The sequence below is a fragment of the Bradyrhizobium sp. Kon58 genome, assembly GCF_055807455.1.
Genome location: NZ_JBVVOT010000024.1, coordinates 56,454 through 72,374, shown reverse-complemented (window position 1 = coordinate 72,374; position 15,921 = coordinate 56,454). Strand labels below are relative to the sequence as shown.

The following is a 15,921-nucleotide window of genomic DNA, read 5'->3' as shown; positions in this document are numbered from 1 at the left end:
AGCACCTAAGTCCGTGGATGCCCGGGACAAGCCCGGGCATGACGACTGAGTATGTGGCTCGGCTTTCATTTCACTCACTTCGCCGCCCGCACCTCGACCGTGCCGGTCCCGGTGCGACCGTAGCGCGAGGGATTGTACATGTCCTCGACATAGGCTTGCGGCAGCACGTATTTGCCGGGCGAGACCACACGCACGACATAGGCCACCGTGAACACCGCCTTGGAATCCGAGGCGCGGTCGACGGCCGCCGTGAAGCGGTCGTCGCGGAACTCGGTATCCTCAGGCTCTTCGCCATCCTCGATCCAGCCCAGCGTGCCGCTGTCACCCGACGAGACCAGTTTTGGATTGTCGATCTCGAGGCCCGCCGGCAGATAGTCGGACACCATGATGTGGCCGTACTCGGGCTTGGCCTCGGTGATCTTCAACACCACAGCGAAGCGGTCGTTCTGCTTGACCTTGCTGATATCGGCAGGCTTGCCGTCGAGCGTGAAGAAGCTGCGCTCGATCTTGAAGCCGTTCGACGCCGCGGGCTTCGGCGTCACCGGCGAGCCCGACACCGAGATCACCGCCTGCACTGGTGCATCGCCGGTGTTGGTGATCTTCAGCGGCTTGCCCTCCAGCGTCACAGCCTTGTAGCTGCGGTACAGCGCGGTCTTGATCGGCTGGCCGTCGACTTCCATCGACAGGTTCTCCTTGGCGAGCGCGCGCGCCGCCAGCACCAGCCACGCATTCTCCTGCGTGGAGGTGTAGGGCGTTAGCCCGCGCGCGGTCTCGACCCGCGACACCGCCTGCGTCAGCGTCGCCTTCGGCGCGTTGCCTTCGCTGGCAAGCGACACCAGCGCTGCGGCATCGCGGAGCTGCGAGCCGTAGTCGGTGCGGCCGAACTCCAGCACCGGTTTTGGCGCGAGACTGTCGAGCGCTGCGCCATAGACCCGCTCCGCACGGTTGCGGTCGCCGACCAACGCGAGCGCCGCGGCGAGCTGCGACTTCGCGATGGGAGTTGCGAGGTTGGAGAGCTTGGTGTCGGCGAGATAGCGGAGGTCGCCGATCGGCGCTGCACCGTTGCGCGCCAGCACGTAGAGGCCGTAAGCGAGATCGCGGCCGCCGTCCTTCTCCGGCTCGTTGCCGTTGACGACGGAGTTGCGGATACGATCCAGCGCGGTCTTGAACAGCACGTCCGGGACCACAAAGCCCTTTTCGCGGGCGCGGGTCAGGAAATCGGTCACGTACGCGTCGAGCCACGCATCGTCGCCGCCCGCCGACCACAGTCCGAACGAGCCATTGGAGCCCTGACGGGCCAAAAGCCGCTCAATCGCGTCGCGGATCCGCTGGTCGACTTCGGTGTCCATGGCCAGATGCGCGCCGGCCGCGAGATCGTTGACATAGAGCAACGGCATCGCCCGGCTGGTGATCTGCTCCGAGCAGCCATAGGGATAGCGATCGAGCGCTTTGAGGATCGTCGCCGCATCGAGCGCAGTCGACAGGCTGGCCGAGACCGAGACGCTGCCGGTGCCCGGTACGAGATCGGCGAACATATCCGAGGTCAACGTCAGGCTCTCACCCTTCGCAAGCGTCCGGATCGAGCGCCGCGCCAGGACTTGCGTCGCCGCCTTGACGTCGAGCGCATAATGGCGCGCCAGCGCCAGGCCATTCGGCCCCTTGATGTCGACGTCGAGCGTCGCCTGCCCCGCCGCCGTCGCGTCGATAGCGAGCGAGAAGGAGTTGCGCTGCTTGGCGGCGAGCTTGACCGTGGTCGCGGGATTGCCGGTCATCTTCACTGGCCCGCCCGTCTTCACGTTGATGACGTAGTCGCCGGCCTGCCCTTCGACATTGTCGATCTCGAGATTGACCGTGCCGTGGTCGCCGTTGAGCAGGAAGCGCGGCAGGGTCGTGGTCAGCACGACGGGATCGCGGATCACGATATCGGTGTTGGCGCGACCGAGCTTGGTCGCGGTCCACGCCACCGCCATCACGCGCGCGGTGCCGGCGAACTCGGGAATGTCGAAGCTCACTTCGGCCGTGCCGTCGGCGGCAACGGTGACGATGCCCGAATAGAGCGCGAGCGGCTTTTGCGCGGGCGGCGAGCCCTGGAGCTCGGCGGCACCGGCGTCGCCGCCAGACTTGATCTGCCCGCGCGTGCCCGACATGCCGTCGATGAGTTGCCCATAGAGATCGCGGATCTCCGCGCTGAGGCGGCGCTGGCCGAGATAATAGTCGTCCGGAGCCGGCGGCTTGTAATTGGTGAGGTTGAGGATACCGACATCGACCGCGGCGATGACGATCTTGGCGTCCTCGCCCGGATTGAGCCCGTCGAGCTTGACGGGGATCTTCAACGTCGCATTCGGCCGGATCAGCGCCGGCGGGGTCAGCTTCACTTGCAACGTGCGGGTCTGCTTGTCGATGCCGAACCATTTGAGGCCGATGGCACGGCCCGGCATGCGTTGCGCGGCCGCATCGAGCGGCCGGCGCAGCGTCGCCACCACATAGGCGCCGGTGCCCCAGTCCTTGCCGACCGGGAGCTTCACCTGCGCGGTGCCGTCCTTGACGTCGATGGTCTGCGTCGTCAGCAGGCGATCGCCGAGCACGTTGACCGTCAGCTTGCCGGCGCTGCGGACGTTCACCGACACGGTCATCGTGTCGCCCGAGGCGTATTGCGGCTTGTCGATCGAGGTCTCCAGGAGGTCCGGCGTGTCGGCGCTGCCGTCGGAATACCAGCCGACGTCGAACTGCACCGAGGTCACGGGCCCGTCGGCGTCGTTCGACTTCACGTCCAACCGGTAGCGGCCGGGCTTTGGGGTCAGCGAAATCCGCGACGGCTTATCCGCGGCAACGGTCACGTCGCCGTCGGAGACGCGCGAGGTCGATTTGACCGGCTCGTACTCCCAGTAATTGCTCTGGCGATACCATTGGTAGCGCGACTCCATCTTCAGGAGCTCGTAGCGCAGGCCGTCGCGGCGAAGCCTCTCACCCTCGGGCGAGACGAACACGACATCGAACTCGGCCTTGTCGCCCTCGGCGACGTTCTTGTCGCCGAATAGCGGCTTGATGCCGATCATGGCAGCAGCAGGCGCGACCGGCAGCACGATCTTGCGTTCGACGGCGCGGCCGCCGGTCTCGACCATGCGGACGAAGATCTGCGCCTCCTGCGGCCGCGTCGAGGCCGGCTGCTTGTCGAGCGTGACCGGGAAGGTCGCAACGCCGTTGGCGTCAGCTTCCGGCAGGTTCTCCAGCGGCGTGCGCTCGTTCGAGGTGGTCTCCTCGTCGGCCACGCCGAACTGGTAGCCGGCGAAGCCCGGCCGCTCGGACGCGGGCGCGACCAGCATGTCGCCTTCGAGCGCCAGCCCCGAGGCCGGTGCGCCATAGAGGAAATGACCATCTGCCTTAAGCTCCACTGGAGCGTTAGCTTTGATCAGCTTGTCCTTGGCGGACAAGTCGAATTCGATCCGATCAGGGACGTAGTCCTCGACCATGAAGGTGGTCTCGCCGACCGAAGCCCCCTTGGGATCCGTGAAGGCGCGCACCCGCCAGGTCCCGGTCGGGACGGCCGAGTTGAGCGGCACGGACAAGGTGCGCCCGCCGGCGCCCTGATCGGCCAGCACGGCGCGGCGGTATTCGACGCCGTCGGGGCGCTCGATCACCAGCGTCATCGGCCCGCCGGTGACGGCATTGCCGTGCCCGTCGCGCAGCAGCGCGGTCACATAGACGGTCTCGCTGGAGCGGTAGACGCCGCGCTCGGCATAGACGAAGGCGTCGGCGCCCGCAGGCACGGCCCTGCCCGAAACGCCACGGTCCGACAGGTCGAAGGCGGAGGACTTGAGGCTGAGGAAGGCATAGTCGGCCTTCTCGCCGGTCACTGTGAGCATCGCCGGCGACAGGCCGCCCTCGCCGCGCGCAAGCCCTGCCTCGAACAGCAAATGGCCGCTCTCATCGGTCTTGCGGGTGGCCAGGATCTCGTTGTTGCGCGCGACCAGCCTCACCTCGGCCTTGCCGACCGGATCGGTCGACGCCAGCGAATTCACGAAGACATGGATGCCGTCATTGCCGGAATAGGCCGTGACCCCGAGATCGGAGACGATGAACCATTGGGTGGCGAGCTGGTAGTCGTCGTCCGAACCCGGCCCCTTGGCCGCGGCCGTCATCACATAAACGCCGGGCTGGAGTTCACCCAGCGCCTGATCGACCGGGAATGCGGTGGTGACGTCCTGGTTCAGCGTCATCGCGGTCGCGAGCTCGCCGGTCCAGACTTTCACGCCGCGCTCGCCGCCGAGATCACTGAGCTGGTATTTCGACAGCGTCTTCTGGAAATCGCTGTCGACCACCGTGTTGATCAAATTGCGGTCGCCGATCCGGAAAACGTTGATGTTGACGGCTGGCGTGTTGACGCTGACGACGGGAATGCCGCGCTGGCCGGTCCTCGGCAGCACATAGGCGCGGCTGTTGAAGCGCACGAAGGGCTTGCGGTCGCGTACATAGACGTTGAACTCGGCCGATTTCGGCAGGCCCTCCTTCACGGTGGACGGCAGGCCGGCGCGCAGATTGATGTTGTAGCGCTCGCCATGCTTGAGCCCGTCGACGCAGAGCTGCTTGCCCTCGGCCGACAAAGCCGGCTTGTCCTGGCCCGCCAGCGCGAGGTACGGCGCGAAATCGGTGCGTTTTGCCAGCTCCTCCGAGAACTGGAAGCAGGCGCGCGGACTGGCGGAGTCCGAGTCCACGGTGTAGTCGAGCAGCCGAAAACCGTGCTCGTCGCGCATCTTCTCATATTGGCCGCGGACGTCGGCGACCTCGCGCATGTCGAGGGACAGCCGCAGCGCATCCAGCGCCGGCCGCCACAGCTTGCGTTCGGACAGCGACTTGCCGAGCACCGCGAGCGCGTCGGCCTCCTCGCCCGCATTCCCGGCGCGCTGGTAGGCGATGTAGGCGGCAGTCGAGGCGCGCTCCAGCAGGAACGTCTGCTCGCTCGAACTCTTCGGCGATATCTGGAAGATGACCTTTGCCAGCCGCAGCCAGTTGCCGGCGTCCTCCGGCGTGGTCGCCGCGATCTGGCCGAGCACCGACAGGCCGGTGCGATAGTCGTTGCGCCGGAAGGCAGCATCGGCATCGGTGCGCAAGCTCGCGCCGGTCTTGGCGACCGGCCCCGCCTCGCCCTTGATCTGCGCCTCCAGCTTGATCGCGGAATCGGCGAGGTCGTCCCGCTTGAAGGCTTTGTCGGCGGCCTGCGCTACGCTAAGGCCGAACGCCAGCGTGGCGCAGAGTGTGACGGCGCGAACAAGACCGATCATGGATGGACTCCCGGAAATCGCGGACGAACGCCGCTTGTCGCATGAAATGCGCGGAAAGGTGACGGACTCAAGGCGATGGAACCAAAGATGCAAACCGTCGCATTCGCCATGACAAGGCACGCCCAGAGGAGACCGATCAAGCTACCGCCGCGCACGCCGTCCTGATGGCGCAGCAATACCCGACCAGTCGTCCGGCGGCCGTGTCCCGGAAGCGGGTCAGCGTTCCCGGCGATGTGATCCATCGTCCAGTCCGCTGCCGCTCAACCCGGCACCCTGACACCCCACCGTTCCGCTTTGTCGCGGCTTCGCGGAAAACGGTTCGGTTCAGGCTTGGCGAAAGACGATATTTTTCATAATGGCATGGTAGATGAACAGCCGGCCCCAACCAGGGCGGCTCAAGACGGTCCCGTAGCTCAACTGGATAGAGCATCAGATTTCTACTCTGAGGGTTGCAGGTTCGATTCCTGCCGGGATCGCCATTTTCAGTCTCGCACGTTGATCGTGGTCCCGATCTACGGCGCGCACCTGCAGAATCCGCCCTTCACGAACGCGTGGGCCGCCTCGCTCCGGGCTTTGATCTTGGCAAACGAGCCCTATCTATCCGCCGAGCGACGTGCGCCCGATAAGGACTTCGATGCCACTATCCGACTTGACGAGAATGGCTATCGCATCGGCGGTGGCGATTGTGGCAATATCGTTCCTGGCAGTTGACGCGGGAGTCGTGAACTCCGGTGTGGTCACAAAGCCCATCGCGACGGCGCGGGCCACTATCGCGGACGCTGCGGCGAGTCAGCACCAACTCGCCTTCGCCGTTCAGGCGTGGGCGCGTCGCGACCACCAGAAGCCTGCCGTGGAAGAATGCCTGGCGATCGATTGAAGCAGCGCAGTTTGTCGCCGCTCTCGTCTCGCGGATGTATGCGCAACGTAACAATCATGTTTGTTACAGGCCATTATTCCCCCGGATGAAGATCGTCCAAATCCAGCCGAACAGTGCGCTCAAGGCGGCGACCGATGCGGCGATTGCCGCGGTCCGAGTCCACCAGATCTGCCGCTCGTGCCGCTCGATATCCGCCTCGGATTTTTGATTATCTTTCCAGTTCAGCCATTCCTGGGCGAAACCGATCGTCATGACGGGCGCGATTCCGATCGCGATCGCTCCTGCGGATGCCGCGTCGGTCTGGGCCAGGCGCGCTCGGACGTTGGCGGCACCCGTCTTTTCAAGCACCGCAAGCCATTGCTGGGACTGTTCGTCTGACACATGCCACGTGCATTCCCTGTAAGGAAACGCTTTCGGTCGCTCTGTCATGGCCTTGCACCGTACTCACCCTTCAGTGTCGCCCTGATGTCGCGCCCACCACCCGGCAATCGCCGCCGCAAGATCATTCCACAGCTCGGTCGGCAGATCCGGCACCGCCACGCGGACGCTGTACCGATCCGTGGTCGCGTCGTGAAACCACTCGGTCGCCGCGAAATCGAAACCAAAACTGCCGGCGTGGCGAATGGGGAAGCCTTTGCCGCCGAGGTCGCGGCTCATGTCTTCGGCGGCTTGCCGCGCGGTCGCCTCATCGAGGGCGCGCCTGCCGCGAAGCGTGACATAGAGGCCGTGGGTGAAATGCAGCTCGGCCGAGAGCGACGCGAGCTCGGAGGCGAAATATCGCGCCGTGTGGCGACCGTTACGCAGGATCGCCGCGACGCGTTTTTTCGTCAGGGCCCAATAGGCCGCTGAGCCCACGAATGGCGGGAAGTGCGCCGGCAGCGCCGCGCCGCCGAGAAGCCGGACGGCATTGCGGGTTTCCGCCGCCAGACTTTCGGACAGCAGCTGGCCTGCCTTGAGGTCCTTCCGGCTCCAATGCACGAAGACGGCAGAGCCGAGCCGGCCATATTCCACGCCGAGCGAATCCAGCTTGTTGTGACTTCGCACCAACACGACGGGAATGTCCCATCGCGCCGCCCATCTCAGGACGCGCCGGATGCGCCCGGATCTGCCGGCGAAACATGTCGTGTCGAAAATCAGCAGATCGAGCCCCGAACCGTCGCAGCGCAGAACCGCCTCGAACGCCCCGGCAGGGGCGCATGAATCCAGCAGGAGAAGCCGTGGCGAGGCCGCCGCAGCGAACGCTTCGCCCAGCGGGAGCCTGGCGGTGACAAGCCGTAAATGGGTGACGAGGCCCTCGATCAGCTCCAGTGTCTCGCCGTAGGTGCCCGGCAGCACCACGACGTCTGCCTTGCCGATGATTCGTGCGGACGCGAGCAGCAGTGCGGAGATCGCGGCCATGCCGGAGGCGGTATAGATCGCCTCGCTCCTGCAGCCCCGCTCGAGTTCATAAAATGAGGGACCGCACACCTTGAGGTCCGCGCGCTGATAATCGTAGCTGAACACGAACGGACCGCTGCTGGGAGACGCCGCGTGCGACCAGGCCGTTTCCGTCGCCTTCCAGTCCTGCAGCGCATGTTCCGCGCGTAGCGCGGCGGCGAGCTGAAATTTGCAGTCCACGACCTCCTCGACTGATTGCGGCCGAGCCAAATGCAGCGGGCTCCTCAGGCAATCGTTCAGCAGCCCGATTTCCCTGTGCTTTCGTTCGAGATAGGCCTCGGAGGTCTCCATGCGGATCTTGATGAGCGTCTTGATGCGGATCTTGGCAATTGCGACTGCCTTTCAACGTTCGGCGAACGCATTGGCTCCAACAGCAGGGTCCGCTCATCCTTGCAACAAAGACCGGTCCTCGCCGTTGACACTTCATAGGGAGAACAGCATGAGCGAGATCAGAGAGCACATGAAGATCATCGGCAAGGACGGCGCACCTGTCGGCACTGTCGACCGCGTCGAGGGCAACCGCATCAAGCTGACGCGGAAGGACAGCCCGGAAGGTCACAAGGACCATCATCATTACATCGACACGAAATATGTGGGTGCCGTCGAAGGCGATGTCGTCAAGCTCTCGGTGAATGCCGACGCGGTGCCGAAGTCGGAAGCTGCCTGACACAGTGCAGCCCTTCGGGGACCTTTTGTTTGTTCACGGTCCTGCTTCGCTTCGTTCCCCGAAACGAATCGCGATCGGAAAATCGTCGTCCGAACGAGTCTTAACGTAGCGTTTCGGCGGCTCGCGTCAGGCGTCGACCGTCACGAGCACGGCCGCAGCCGATGGGCGTCGATGGCGGCGTTCTGGCGCGAAAAGAATCGAGGGGGCGGGGAACGAACCTGCGATCGGCGCGTTCGAAATTCAGTGGTGCCGATTTGCCAGCCCCGATCGGCTCTCGAGAACCCCGTGCTTGTCCCCCCGAGCACGGGGTTCTTCTGTGAATACCGGTTCTCTCGTAAGAGCGTGGCCTCAGTCCGTCCGCTCTTCGCGCCGGTCGCGGGCGAGTTGATGCCAGGCCAGGGCCAGCTCGATGAGACGTTGCCGGTCAGGACCTTCCGCCGCCACGGCGCGCTTCATCGCCGCCTCGGCTTCATGCTGTGGATCGTACTTGGTACACATGAAGCCAATTCTAGCCGGACGATCTGGACAAGCGCGTGGCAATTTCGTCCGTATGATTGCGGGGTTAATGCCGTCGTCGTGGATTTGCGACGCGATCCAACTCACGCATCTGTCGAACGAGCGGCAACCATTGTGGGCTTGATGCCCGTCGATCTGTGAAGTGCGTCACAGCCGGCGCCCGGCGTCTCCGCTAAACAGTCCTCAGCGCTCCCAGAGAGCGAGAAGGCTTGGGAGATATTCCCGTCATGACGCAAGAAGCCGCAGCCGAAATTGCCGTCCCGACGCGGCGCGAACGATCCGACCCACTCGGCATTGCATATCTTGCGACCATCGGCATCGTGATGCTGGCCTGGATCGCAGGCCTGGTCTGGGCCGCGATCGCGTTCTTCGGCTGGCTGGTGTCCTGACGCGGGGGCGATCCCCGTTCTATCCGCGCCGGCTGACGGCCAGCGCCAAAACGAAATGAGGCGGGCTCTTGGCCCGCCTCATCGCTTCAGGTCTCGCCTGGCGTGCTCAGTAACACGCGCGGGGATCAGCCTGCACATACTGGCCGCTCGGATAGCGGTAGTAGCAGTTGCCCTGGGCCAGATAGTAGCCGGGGCGCGAAGCAGCCGTCGCGCCAGCGATCGCGCCGGTGGCACCGCCGATCACGGCGCCTGCGGCCGCACCTGAGGCGTTGCCCGAGATCAGGCCGCCCAGCACGCCGCCGACGATGGCACCGCCAAGGGCGCTCGCGCCGGGGTCGGCTGGCGGTGGAGGCGGCGGCGGTTCGTAGGCGACGGGCGGGGCGTAGGCTACCGGAACGTCGTCGTAATAATCCTCAGAAATGTAGGCCGGAGGCCCCTCCATCCGCTGCGGATAATAATACCGCGCGCCGCCCACATCCCACCACCAGCCGGAGCGGCCGTTGTGGACTTCGTGGCGCCAGCGTCCGCCATCCCAGGCGAGATGGCCGCGATAGGCGTGTCCGCCCCAATCGCGCGCCGGCGCGGGACCCCTAGCGTAATTGCGTCCGGGCGGCGGACCGCCGGCATTGCGCGGCGCAGGACCTGCACCTGCATGACCAGGACCGCCACCGTGGGGCTGGCCGGCCTGTGGCGCAGGCCGGACGGCCTGCTGCGGCGGCGGACCCTTGCGCATATTCTGAGGCGGAGCGCCGGCGCCTGGCCCGGCCGATGGCTGGGCGGCGTCTCTCGGCGGCCTAGCGTCCTGAGCTTGCGCCGGGACGGCGAGCAATGCCATGGCCGAAACCAAGGGAATGATGATCTTGATGCGACTGGACGCACTCATGCGTGCTTGCCCCCTACTCTCTCGATTGCCGTCAATGGCCGTGATGCCTGGCGCGATAGACGATTCGGCTCGCGCTGAGCTGATGCCGGCCGACATGACTGACCTGCTTTGGTCGCCCAAGTCCCGTTACAAATGATTAAGATCACGACATTTTTTCGTCCGGGCGGGCCGCTCCGGAGTGCCTCTAGCGGGCCGGCTCGATCACATTGCAGTTGCTTCGCCCGGACATCAGGCAGTCCTGCATCTTGCTCGCGGAGGTGAGATCGCGGGCGAGCCACCAGCCGACGCCGAGGATCACGATCGCGATGATCAAGCCGGCGATGGCGCCGCGGCGGTTGTCACCGGATTGAGGTTTTGGAGGGGATTTGAGCTTAGCGCCCGGTTCGGGCTTAGCTTCGGACTTAGGCTCGGAATTGGCTTCGGACTTGGACATGGCAGACCGGATCACGGGGCGAGCGGGCTTTATCACCTCTGCGGCGTGGCGTCACATCCTGCCCAAGCTTCTCCCGGTTAGCCTCTTCTCCCGGTTAGCCTCGGGTCGGCCGGATCGCTTCCTTGCGCGAGGTTTCGACCGCGGGGATCGCCTGCTGGACCCGCGGTGCGCAGGTCGTAAGTACAAACGCGGTCTGGGTGCATTCCCAATCTGCACCCAGGACGGCACTTTCGATCGGCTGCGGGCCAGCGAGGAGCAGCGCGACGCCGGCCAGGGCTGCCACCGCGACGGCGATTGCGAGCGCCTTCAGGCTCAGTCTTGAGATCGTCATACCCGTGCTCCGCGTCTCATACCCGGGCGGACGCTAGGCACCGCCCTGGTGCCCCCTTATGAGGGACATCACAATTCGGCAGTTTTTCGGGGCTACGAGAGATCGTCGGGGGCGGCGATTTTCGTCTACCTGATCGGCTGCGATTATAGGTGGCATCACGGCGCGCGCCGATGTACACGCATCTGCGTCGCGCGGCGCCCGCTATGCCCAGCCGACGTACCAACAGGCAGTGATGTAGGATCGAAAGCGAGGATGACAAGGTTCGCCGATGAGTGGATTTAGGGAACCAGGCTTCTCCGACCGACAAAAGGCGGCACAGGAAGCACGCAAAAACCTTTTGAACAAATTCAAGTCGCAGCCGGGGCCGGATGATCCCGCGGTTGTGGCGAAGCGTGCGGAGCGCGAGGCCCTTGCGGCCAAGCGCGCCGAGGCAAAGGCTGCGCGCGAGACGGAAAAGGCCGAGCAGAAGCGCCTTCAGGAAGAGGCTGCCGCGCTCGAGGCCGCGCGGATCGCCCGCGAAGCCGAAGAAGCCGTCGCGAAGGCGGCGGAAGCCGAGGCCGATCAAAAGGCCAAGCGAGACGCCCGCTACGCCGCCCGCAAGGCGAAGCGCAAGTAACGTTCGCAACGTCTGACGCTCGCAAGTCTAACGCTCGCAAGTCACGTTCAATTGAATTTGGACTGAAACAGTATTCCGGGGGGCGGTCTACGTGACCGCCCCCCGGATTTTTGGCGCGCGCCTGCCTGTCGCAAGCGCTGCCTCGACGATGGAAGATCAGTGCTTCTTCATCATTCCGTCGTCTTTCTTCATCCCGTCCTTCGACATCGTGTCCTTTTTCATGCCGTCGTCCTTGGACATGGTGTCCTTCTTCATGCCGTCCTTGGACATCGTGTCCTTTTTCATCATGCCGTCATCCTTGCCCATCTTGTCCTGAGCAAAGGCGGCCGGCGACAGCGCGAGGCCGAGCGAGAGAACGGCCGCCGAAACGCCGAGCGCGATGCGGGTACGAATGGTCATGACTGGTCTTCCCTTCGAGATGATGTTTGTCAGCGACGGACGCCGCTATCTGATCTCGACGGATTGCCACGGGGCGTTGTTACGCGCCCGCTGATAAATTTCTGCGGGCCCGCCGCCATCCTTGGTTCTGCGGATGTAGGAGATCAAGAGTGTGCAACGCAGCATGACCGACACTTGCCGCGGCATTCGGTCTCGAACTATCAGACTAGAGAACATTGTCTGAAAGACCGGCTAGGATGAGCCTCAGCGCGGTCTTGAAGACCAGCCCAAAATCACGGGAAACAAGACCCAAAGAACCGTCCAAGAAACCGTCCAAGAAACCGTCCAAGGGAATCACGCCATGCTCACGCGCCGCCACCTGATTGCGACCGCCGTCGCCGCACCCGCCATTCTCCGTTTCGGCACCGGCACCGCGCATGCCGCGACCACGCTGAAGATCTCGCACCAATTCCCCGGCGGCACCGTCGACAAGGGCGACTTCCGCGACCGGCTCTGCCGCATGTTCGCCGCCGAAGTCGCCAAGCGCAGCAACGGCGACATCGCCGCCGAGATCTATCCGAACTCCTCGCTGATCAAGACCAACGCGCAGTTCTCCGCGATGCGCAAGGGCGCGCTCGACATCAGCCTCTACCCGATGCCCTACGCCGGCGGCGAATTGCCGGAAACCAATATCGGCCTGATGCCGGGCCTCGTCACCACCTACGACCAGGGCATGCGCTGGAAGAAGGAGCCGGTCGGCAAGGCGCTGACCGACTTCCTCGCCGACAAGGGCATCATCCTGCTCAGCTGGGTGTGGCAGGCCGGCGGCGTCGCCAGCCGCTCCAAGCCGATCGTGGCCCCCGAAGATGCCAAGGGTCTCAAGGTGCGCGGCGGCTCGCGCGAGATGGACATGGTGCTGCAGACCGCCGGCGCCTCGGTGCTGTCGGTGCCCTCGAACGAAATCTACGCAGCGATGCAGACCGGTGCCTGCGATGCCGGCATCACCTCCTCGACCAGTCTGATCTCGTTCCGCCTCGAAGAGGTCGCGAAATCGCTGACCTCGGGCGCAGGCGCGTCCTACTGGTTCATGCTCGAGCCGCTGATGATGTCGAAGGCGATCTTCGACAAGCTGCCGAAAAACCAGCAGGACGTCCTGCTCGCGGTCGGCACCGAGCTCGAAGCCTTCGGCCGCAAGGGCGCGCAGGACGACGACGTCGAGGTCGCCAAGGTCTACGAAAAGGCCGGCGCCAAGGTCTCGGTGCTCGATGCCGCGACCGTCGGCAAGTGGCGTGACATCGCCCGCGACACCGCCTGGAAGGACTACGGCGCCAAGACCGCGACCTCGGCCAACCTGCTCAAGCTCGCGACCGACGTCGCCGCATGAGCCACGGTCCGCTTCCGGATCGTGACGACCAGGCAAACGCTGCCGCAAGCACCGGCCTTGCGGCGGCGATCGATCGCGGTCTCGCCATCCTCAACAACATCATCGTCGTATTCGCCGCGATTGCGCTGATCGCCGCCTGCGCCATCCTGAGCTATAGCGTGCTGAGCCGCGCCTTGTTCAAGGCTGCCAATTACTGGCAGGACGAGGCCGCGGTGTTCCTGCTGGTCGGCGCGACTTTCATGACGGCCGCCTACGTGCAGCAGAACCGCGGTCACATCGGCATCGAGGCCTTCGTCGGCCTGCTCTCGCCGCTGGCGAACCGGATCAGGCTCTGGCTGGTCGACGCCGTGACGCTTCTGTTCTGCGCTTTCTTCGCCTGGAAGTCCTGGACGCTGGCGCATGAAGCCTATGTCGACGGCCAAGTCTCGAACTCGATGTGGTCGCCGCCGCTGGCCATCCCCTATTCGCTGATGGCGTTCGGCATGAGCCTGCTCTGCGTCCAGATCCTCGTGCAGCTTGCGCTGCCTTTCGCTGGAGCCAGGCGTTCATGAGCGTTTTCGGTATCGGCCTCGCCTACGGGATCGCGACGTTGGTCGTGATGTTTTCGGGCATGCCGATTGCGTTCGCGCTCGGCGCGGTCGCGGTCGTGTTCATGGGCATCTACATGCCCGCCGCCTCTCTCGATACGGTGACGCAGAACGTCTACGAGGAAATGGCCTCGATCACGTTGCTGTCGATCCCGCTCTTCATCCTGAAGGGCGCGGCGATCGGCAAGTCGCGGGCGGGCCAGGATCTCTACTCGGCTCTGCACGCCTGGCTGCACCGCGTCCCCGGCGGCCTCGGCGTCGCCAATGTGTTCGCCTGCGCGCTGTTTGCGGCGATGGCGGGCTCCTCGCCCGCGACCTGCTCGGCGATCGGCTCGGCCGGCATCCCCGAGATGCGCAAGCGCGGCTATTCCGGTGGTTTTGCCGCCGGGATCATCGCCGCCGGCGGCACGCTCGGCATTCTGTTGCCGCCGTCAATTACCATGATCCTGTTTGCGGTCGCCGCCGAAAAATCGCTGGGACGGCTGTTCCTCGCCGGCATCGGACCCGGCCTGCTGCTGGTCTCGCTGTTCGGCGTCTACGCCGTGATCCGCTTCCGCCAGGAATATGCCGCGGCCGAGGCGATCTACAAGAACGGCGGCCCGGAAGCTGCGATCCTCGCCCGTGACGAATACACGCTCGCGGAGCGCTTCAGCGTGCTGCCGCGCGTGATCCCCTTCGTGCTGCTGCTCACCGGCGTCATGATCGCGCTCTATGGCGGCTACGCCACGCCGTCGGAGACTGCCGGCCTCGGCGGCCTCTTGGCGCTGGCATTGATCGCAGCGATCTACAGCGTATGGCGGCCGAGCGACCTCGCCCCGATCCTGAAATCGACGATCCGGGAATCGACCATGCTGATGATGATCATCGGCATGTCGCTGCTCTACTCCTACGTGATGAGCTATCTCCACATCTCGCAATCGGCCGCTGAATCCGTCGTCGCGATGCACCTTCCGCGCTGGGGGCTCTTGTTCGCGATCCTCGTCATGGTCGTCGTGCTCGGCTTCTTCCTGCCGCCGGTCTCGATCATTCTCATGACCGCGCCGATCATCCTGCCGCCGCTCCGCGCCGCCAATTTCGACATCATCTGGTTCGGCGTCGTCATGACCATCGTGATGGAGATGGGGCTGATCCATCCACCCGTCGGCCTCAACATCTTCGTCATCCGCAACGTCGCGCCGGACATTCCTCTGCGCGAGGTGATCTGGGGCACGCTTCCTTTCGTGCTCTTGATGATGCTCGCGGTGCTGCTGCTGTGCTTTGTGCCGGGCATCTCGACCGGGCTGCCGGACCTGGTGATGGGACCGGACGGGAGCAGGTAGCGGCAAGCGCAATTGCTGTAGGGTGGGCAAAGGCGCGCAGCGCCGTGCCCACCATCTCTCCTTGATTCCGCGAAAAGTGGTGGGCACGCTTCGCTTTGCCCACCCTACCAGCGCGTCGATTACGACTCGCTCTTCCGCCGCCCCTTCGGCGCGATCGTGCTGCCACCGACCACCTGCAACAGATCCTTACGCACGGCTTCGATGTGCCGCTCCAAAAACCGGCAGGCTTCCTCGACCTTCTGCGCGCGACAGAGCGCGATCAGATGGGCGTGCTCCTTCTCGGCGGTCCCCATCGCCTTGGTGTTGGAGAGCTGAAGGCGCGTGTAGCGGTCGCTGGTCTGGAGCAGTGACAGCACGATCGCGCGGGTGCGTGGCTGCGGGGCATGCATATAAAGCGCCAGATGGAAGTCGGCGTTGAGCTGGCCCCAGTCGCTGACATTCTTGGCCTTGATGGCCTTCTCGAATTGCCTGTGGATGTCATCGAGCGCGTCGAAATCGTCCGCGGAGAAATGCGGCGCCGACTGCGCCAGGAGGCGCGGCTCCAGGATGCGGCGCAGGTCGAATACGTCGTTGATCTCGTCCAGCGACAGCTCGGAGACGATGGCGCCCTTCTGCGGCACGATCCGCACCAGCCCCTCGGCCTCGAGCTGGAACAGCGCCTCGCGCACCGGAATGCGGCTGACGCCATAGGTCTCACCAAGCGCATCCTGCCGCAGCTGCGATCCGGCCGGATAGCTGCCGTCCAGGATCGCCTGCCGGAGCTGGTCGACGATCGCAGCCGACAGGGTGCGATGCTTCAGGGGCACTTTCATCCGATCTTCCGTC

At 64.7% G+C, this 15,921-nt stretch carries 16 protein-coding genes and 1 tRNA gene; 8 read left to right on the top strand and 9 right to left on the bottom strand.

Going from position 1 to position 15,921, the window contains the following annotated elements; translation table 11 throughout:
* Positions 1–74: 74 nt before the first annotated feature.
* Entirely contained in the window at positions 75–5,279 is a 5,205-nt protein-coding gene (locus AC0L20_RS29745) for an alpha-2-macroglobulin family protein (RefSeq protein WP_473294166.1), read from the bottom strand.
* Positions 5,280–5,681: 402 nt separating this feature from the next.
* Here AC0L20_RS29745 and AC0L20_RS29740 point away from each other — a divergent pair.
* Both AC0L20_RS29740 and AC0L20_RS29735 read left to right on the top strand, forming a co-directional pair.
* Positions 5,682–5,758, top strand: a tRNA-Arg gene (locus AC0L20_RS29740).
* Between the two features lie 155 nt (positions 5,759–5,913).
* Positions 5,914–6,156, top strand: coding sequence for a hypothetical protein (locus tag AC0L20_RS29735; RefSeq protein WP_473294165.1), 243 nt, complete (start codon positions 5,914–5,916; stop codon positions 6,154–6,156).
* Positions 6,157–6,219: 63 nt separating this feature from the next.
* On the opposite strand, the gene AC0L20_RS29730 is transcribed toward AC0L20_RS29735, so the two are convergent.
* The gene (locus AC0L20_RS29730) at positions 6,220–6,537 is read right to left on the bottom strand and encodes a hypothetical protein (protein ID WP_473294164.1); all 318 of its coding nucleotides are present in this window, start codon (positions 6,535–6,537) and stop codon (positions 6,220–6,222) included.
* Positions 6,538–6,600: 63 nt separating this feature from the next.
* Complete coding sequence (locus AC0L20_RS29725; protein ID WP_473294163.1) at positions 6,601–7,884, bottom strand: hypothetical protein; 1,284 nt, start codon at positions 7,882–7,884, stop codon at positions 6,601–6,603.
* Between the two features lie 148 nt (positions 7,885–8,032).
* Here AC0L20_RS29725 and AC0L20_RS29720 point away from each other — a divergent pair, with 148 nt between their 5' ends.
* Complete coding sequence (locus AC0L20_RS29720; RefSeq protein WP_063994351.1) at positions 8,033–8,260, top strand: DUF2171 domain-containing protein; 228 nt, start codon at positions 8,033–8,035, stop codon at positions 8,258–8,260.
* Between the two features lie 348 nt (positions 8,261–8,608).
* Here AC0L20_RS29720 and AC0L20_RS29715 read toward each other — a convergent pair whose 3' ends face one another.
* On the bottom strand, positions 8,609–8,758 hold the full coding sequence (locus AC0L20_RS29715) for a hypothetical protein (protein ID WP_197031201.1): 150 nt from the start codon (positions 8,756–8,758) through the stop codon (positions 8,609–8,611).
* 245 nt (positions 8,759–9,003) lie between these two features.
* Between AC0L20_RS29715 and AC0L20_RS29710 the strand changes: the two genes are divergently transcribed.
* A complete protein-coding gene (locus AC0L20_RS29710; protein WP_199198412.1) occupies positions 9,004–9,165 on the top strand; it encodes a hypothetical protein in 162 nt (53 codons plus the stop codon).
* Between the two features lie 106 nt (positions 9,166–9,271).
* On the opposite strand, the gene AC0L20_RS29705 is transcribed toward AC0L20_RS29710, so the two are convergent.
* The 3 genes from AC0L20_RS29705 to AC0L20_RS29695 form a co-directional block, all read right to left on the bottom strand.
* Positions 9,272–10,048, bottom strand: coding sequence for a hypothetical protein (locus tag AC0L20_RS29705; RefSeq protein WP_473294162.1), 777 nt, complete (start codon positions 10,046–10,048; stop codon positions 9,272–9,274).
* A gap of 184 nt (positions 10,049–10,232) precedes the next feature.
* On the bottom strand, positions 10,233–10,481 hold the full coding sequence (locus tag AC0L20_RS29700; RefSeq protein ID WP_473294161.1) for a membrane protein: 249 nt from the start codon (positions 10,479–10,481) through the stop codon (positions 10,233–10,235).
* 94 nt (positions 10,482–10,575) lie between these two features.
* Positions 10,576–10,812, bottom strand: coding sequence for a hypothetical protein (locus tag AC0L20_RS29695; protein ID WP_473294160.1), 237 nt, complete (start codon positions 10,810–10,812; stop codon positions 10,576–10,578).
* Between the two features lie 268 nt (positions 10,813–11,080).
* On the opposite strand from AC0L20_RS29695, the gene AC0L20_RS29690 reads away from it, so the two are divergent.
* On the top strand, positions 11,081–11,428 hold the full coding sequence (locus tag AC0L20_RS29690; protein WP_007591299.1) for a DUF6481 family protein: 348 nt from the start codon (positions 11,081–11,083) through the stop codon (positions 11,426–11,428).
* 156 nt (positions 11,429–11,584) lie between these two features.
* Here the strand turns inward: AC0L20_RS29690 and AC0L20_RS29685 are convergent, their stop codons facing one another.
* The gene (locus tag AC0L20_RS29685) at positions 11,585–11,827 is read right to left on the bottom strand and encodes a pentapeptide MXKDX repeat protein (protein ID WP_007591301.1); all 243 of its coding nucleotides are present in this window, start codon (positions 11,825–11,827) and stop codon (positions 11,585–11,587) included.
* A gap of 340 nt (positions 11,828–12,167) precedes the next feature.
* On the opposite strand from AC0L20_RS29685, the gene AC0L20_RS29680 reads away from it, so the two are divergent.
* From AC0L20_RS29680 to AC0L20_RS29670, 3 genes are read left to right on the top strand one after another with little or no spacing between them, the layout of a single operon-like run.
* Positions 12,168–13,190 carry a TRAP transporter substrate-binding protein gene (locus AC0L20_RS29680; protein ID WP_247286133.1) on the top strand — a complete coding sequence of 341 codons (1,023 nt, stop codon included), beginning with the start codon at positions 12,168–12,170 and terminating at the stop codon, positions 13,188–13,190.
* Positions 13,187–13,741, top strand: coding sequence for a TRAP transporter small permease (locus tag AC0L20_RS29675; protein WP_473294159.1), 555 nt, complete (start codon positions 13,187–13,189; stop codon positions 13,739–13,741). Before AC0L20_RS29680 ends, AC0L20_RS29675 begins: the two co-directional genes overlap by 4 nt.
* Positions 13,738–15,096, top strand: a complete 1,359-nt coding sequence (locus AC0L20_RS29670) for a TRAP transporter large permease (protein WP_027517811.1) — start codon at positions 13,738–13,740, stop codon at positions 15,094–15,096. Before AC0L20_RS29675 ends, AC0L20_RS29670 begins: the two co-directional genes overlap by 4 nt.
* 119 nt (positions 15,097–15,215) lie before the next feature.
* On the opposite strand, the gene AC0L20_RS29665 is transcribed toward AC0L20_RS29670, so the two are convergent.
* A complete protein-coding gene (locus AC0L20_RS29665) occupies positions 15,216–15,908 on the bottom strand; it encodes a GntR family transcriptional regulator (protein WP_473294158.1) in 693 nt (230 codons plus the stop codon).
* Between the last annotated feature and the right edge of the window lie 13 nt (positions 15,909–15,921).

What these genes read in the sequence shown, in the direction of transcription:
- AC0L20_RS29710 (WP_199198412.1), top strand. Translation starts at nt 9,004, where the DNA reads ATGACGCAAGAAGCCGCAGCCGAAATTGCCGTCCCGACGCGGCGCGAA.
- AC0L20_RS29685 (WP_007591301.1), bottom strand. Translation starts at nt 11,827, where the DNA reads ATGACCATTCGTACCCGCATCGCGCTCGGCGTTTCGGCGGCCGTTCTC.
- AC0L20_RS29680 (WP_247286133.1), top strand. Translation starts at nt 12,168, where the DNA reads ATGCTCACGCGCCGCCACCTGATTGCGACCGCCGTCGCCGCACCCGCC.
- AC0L20_RS29700 (WP_473294161.1), bottom strand. Translation starts at nt 10,481, where the DNA reads ATGTCCAAGTCCGAAGCCAATTCCGAGCCTAAGTCCGAAGCTAAGCCC.
- AC0L20_RS29720 (WP_063994351.1), top strand. Translation starts at nt 8,033, where the DNA reads ATGAGCGAGATCAGAGAGCACATGAAGATCATCGGCAAGGACGGCGCA.
- AC0L20_RS29675 (WP_473294159.1), top strand. Translation starts at nt 13,187, where the DNA reads ATGAGCCACGGTCCGCTTCCGGATCGTGACGACCAGGCAAACGCTGCC.
- AC0L20_RS29695 (WP_473294160.1), bottom strand. Translation starts at nt 10,812, where the DNA reads ATGACGATCTCAAGACTGAGCCTGAAGGCGCTCGCAATCGCCGTCGCG.
- AC0L20_RS29665 (WP_473294158.1), bottom strand. Translation starts at nt 15,908, where the DNA reads ATGAAAGTGCCCCTGAAGCATCGCACCCTGTCGGCTGCGATCGTCGAC.
- AC0L20_RS29690 (WP_007591299.1), top strand. Translation starts at nt 11,081, where the DNA reads ATGAGTGGATTTAGGGAACCAGGCTTCTCCGACCGACAAAAGGCGGCA.
- AC0L20_RS29725 (WP_473294163.1), bottom strand. Translation starts at nt 7,884, where the DNA reads ATGGAGACCTCCGAGGCCTATCTCGAACGAAAGCACAGGGAAATCGGG.
- AC0L20_RS29705 (WP_473294162.1), bottom strand. Translation starts at nt 10,048, where the DNA reads ATGAGTGCGTCCAGTCGCATCAAGATCATCATTCCCTTGGTTTCGGCC.
- AC0L20_RS29670 (WP_027517811.1), top strand. Translation starts at nt 13,738, where the DNA reads ATGAGCGTTTTCGGTATCGGCCTCGCCTACGGGATCGCGACGTTGGTC.
- AC0L20_RS29715 (WP_197031201.1), bottom strand. Translation starts at nt 8,758, where the DNA reads ATGTGTACCAAGTACGATCCACAGCATGAAGCCGAGGCGGCGATGAAG.
- AC0L20_RS29745 (WP_473294166.1), bottom strand. Translation starts at nt 5,279, where the DNA reads ATGATCGGTCTTGTTCGCGCCGTCACACTCTGCGCCACGCTGGCGTTC.
- AC0L20_RS29735 (WP_473294165.1), top strand. Translation starts at nt 5,914, where the DNA reads ATGCCACTATCCGACTTGACGAGAATGGCTATCGCATCGGCGGTGGCG.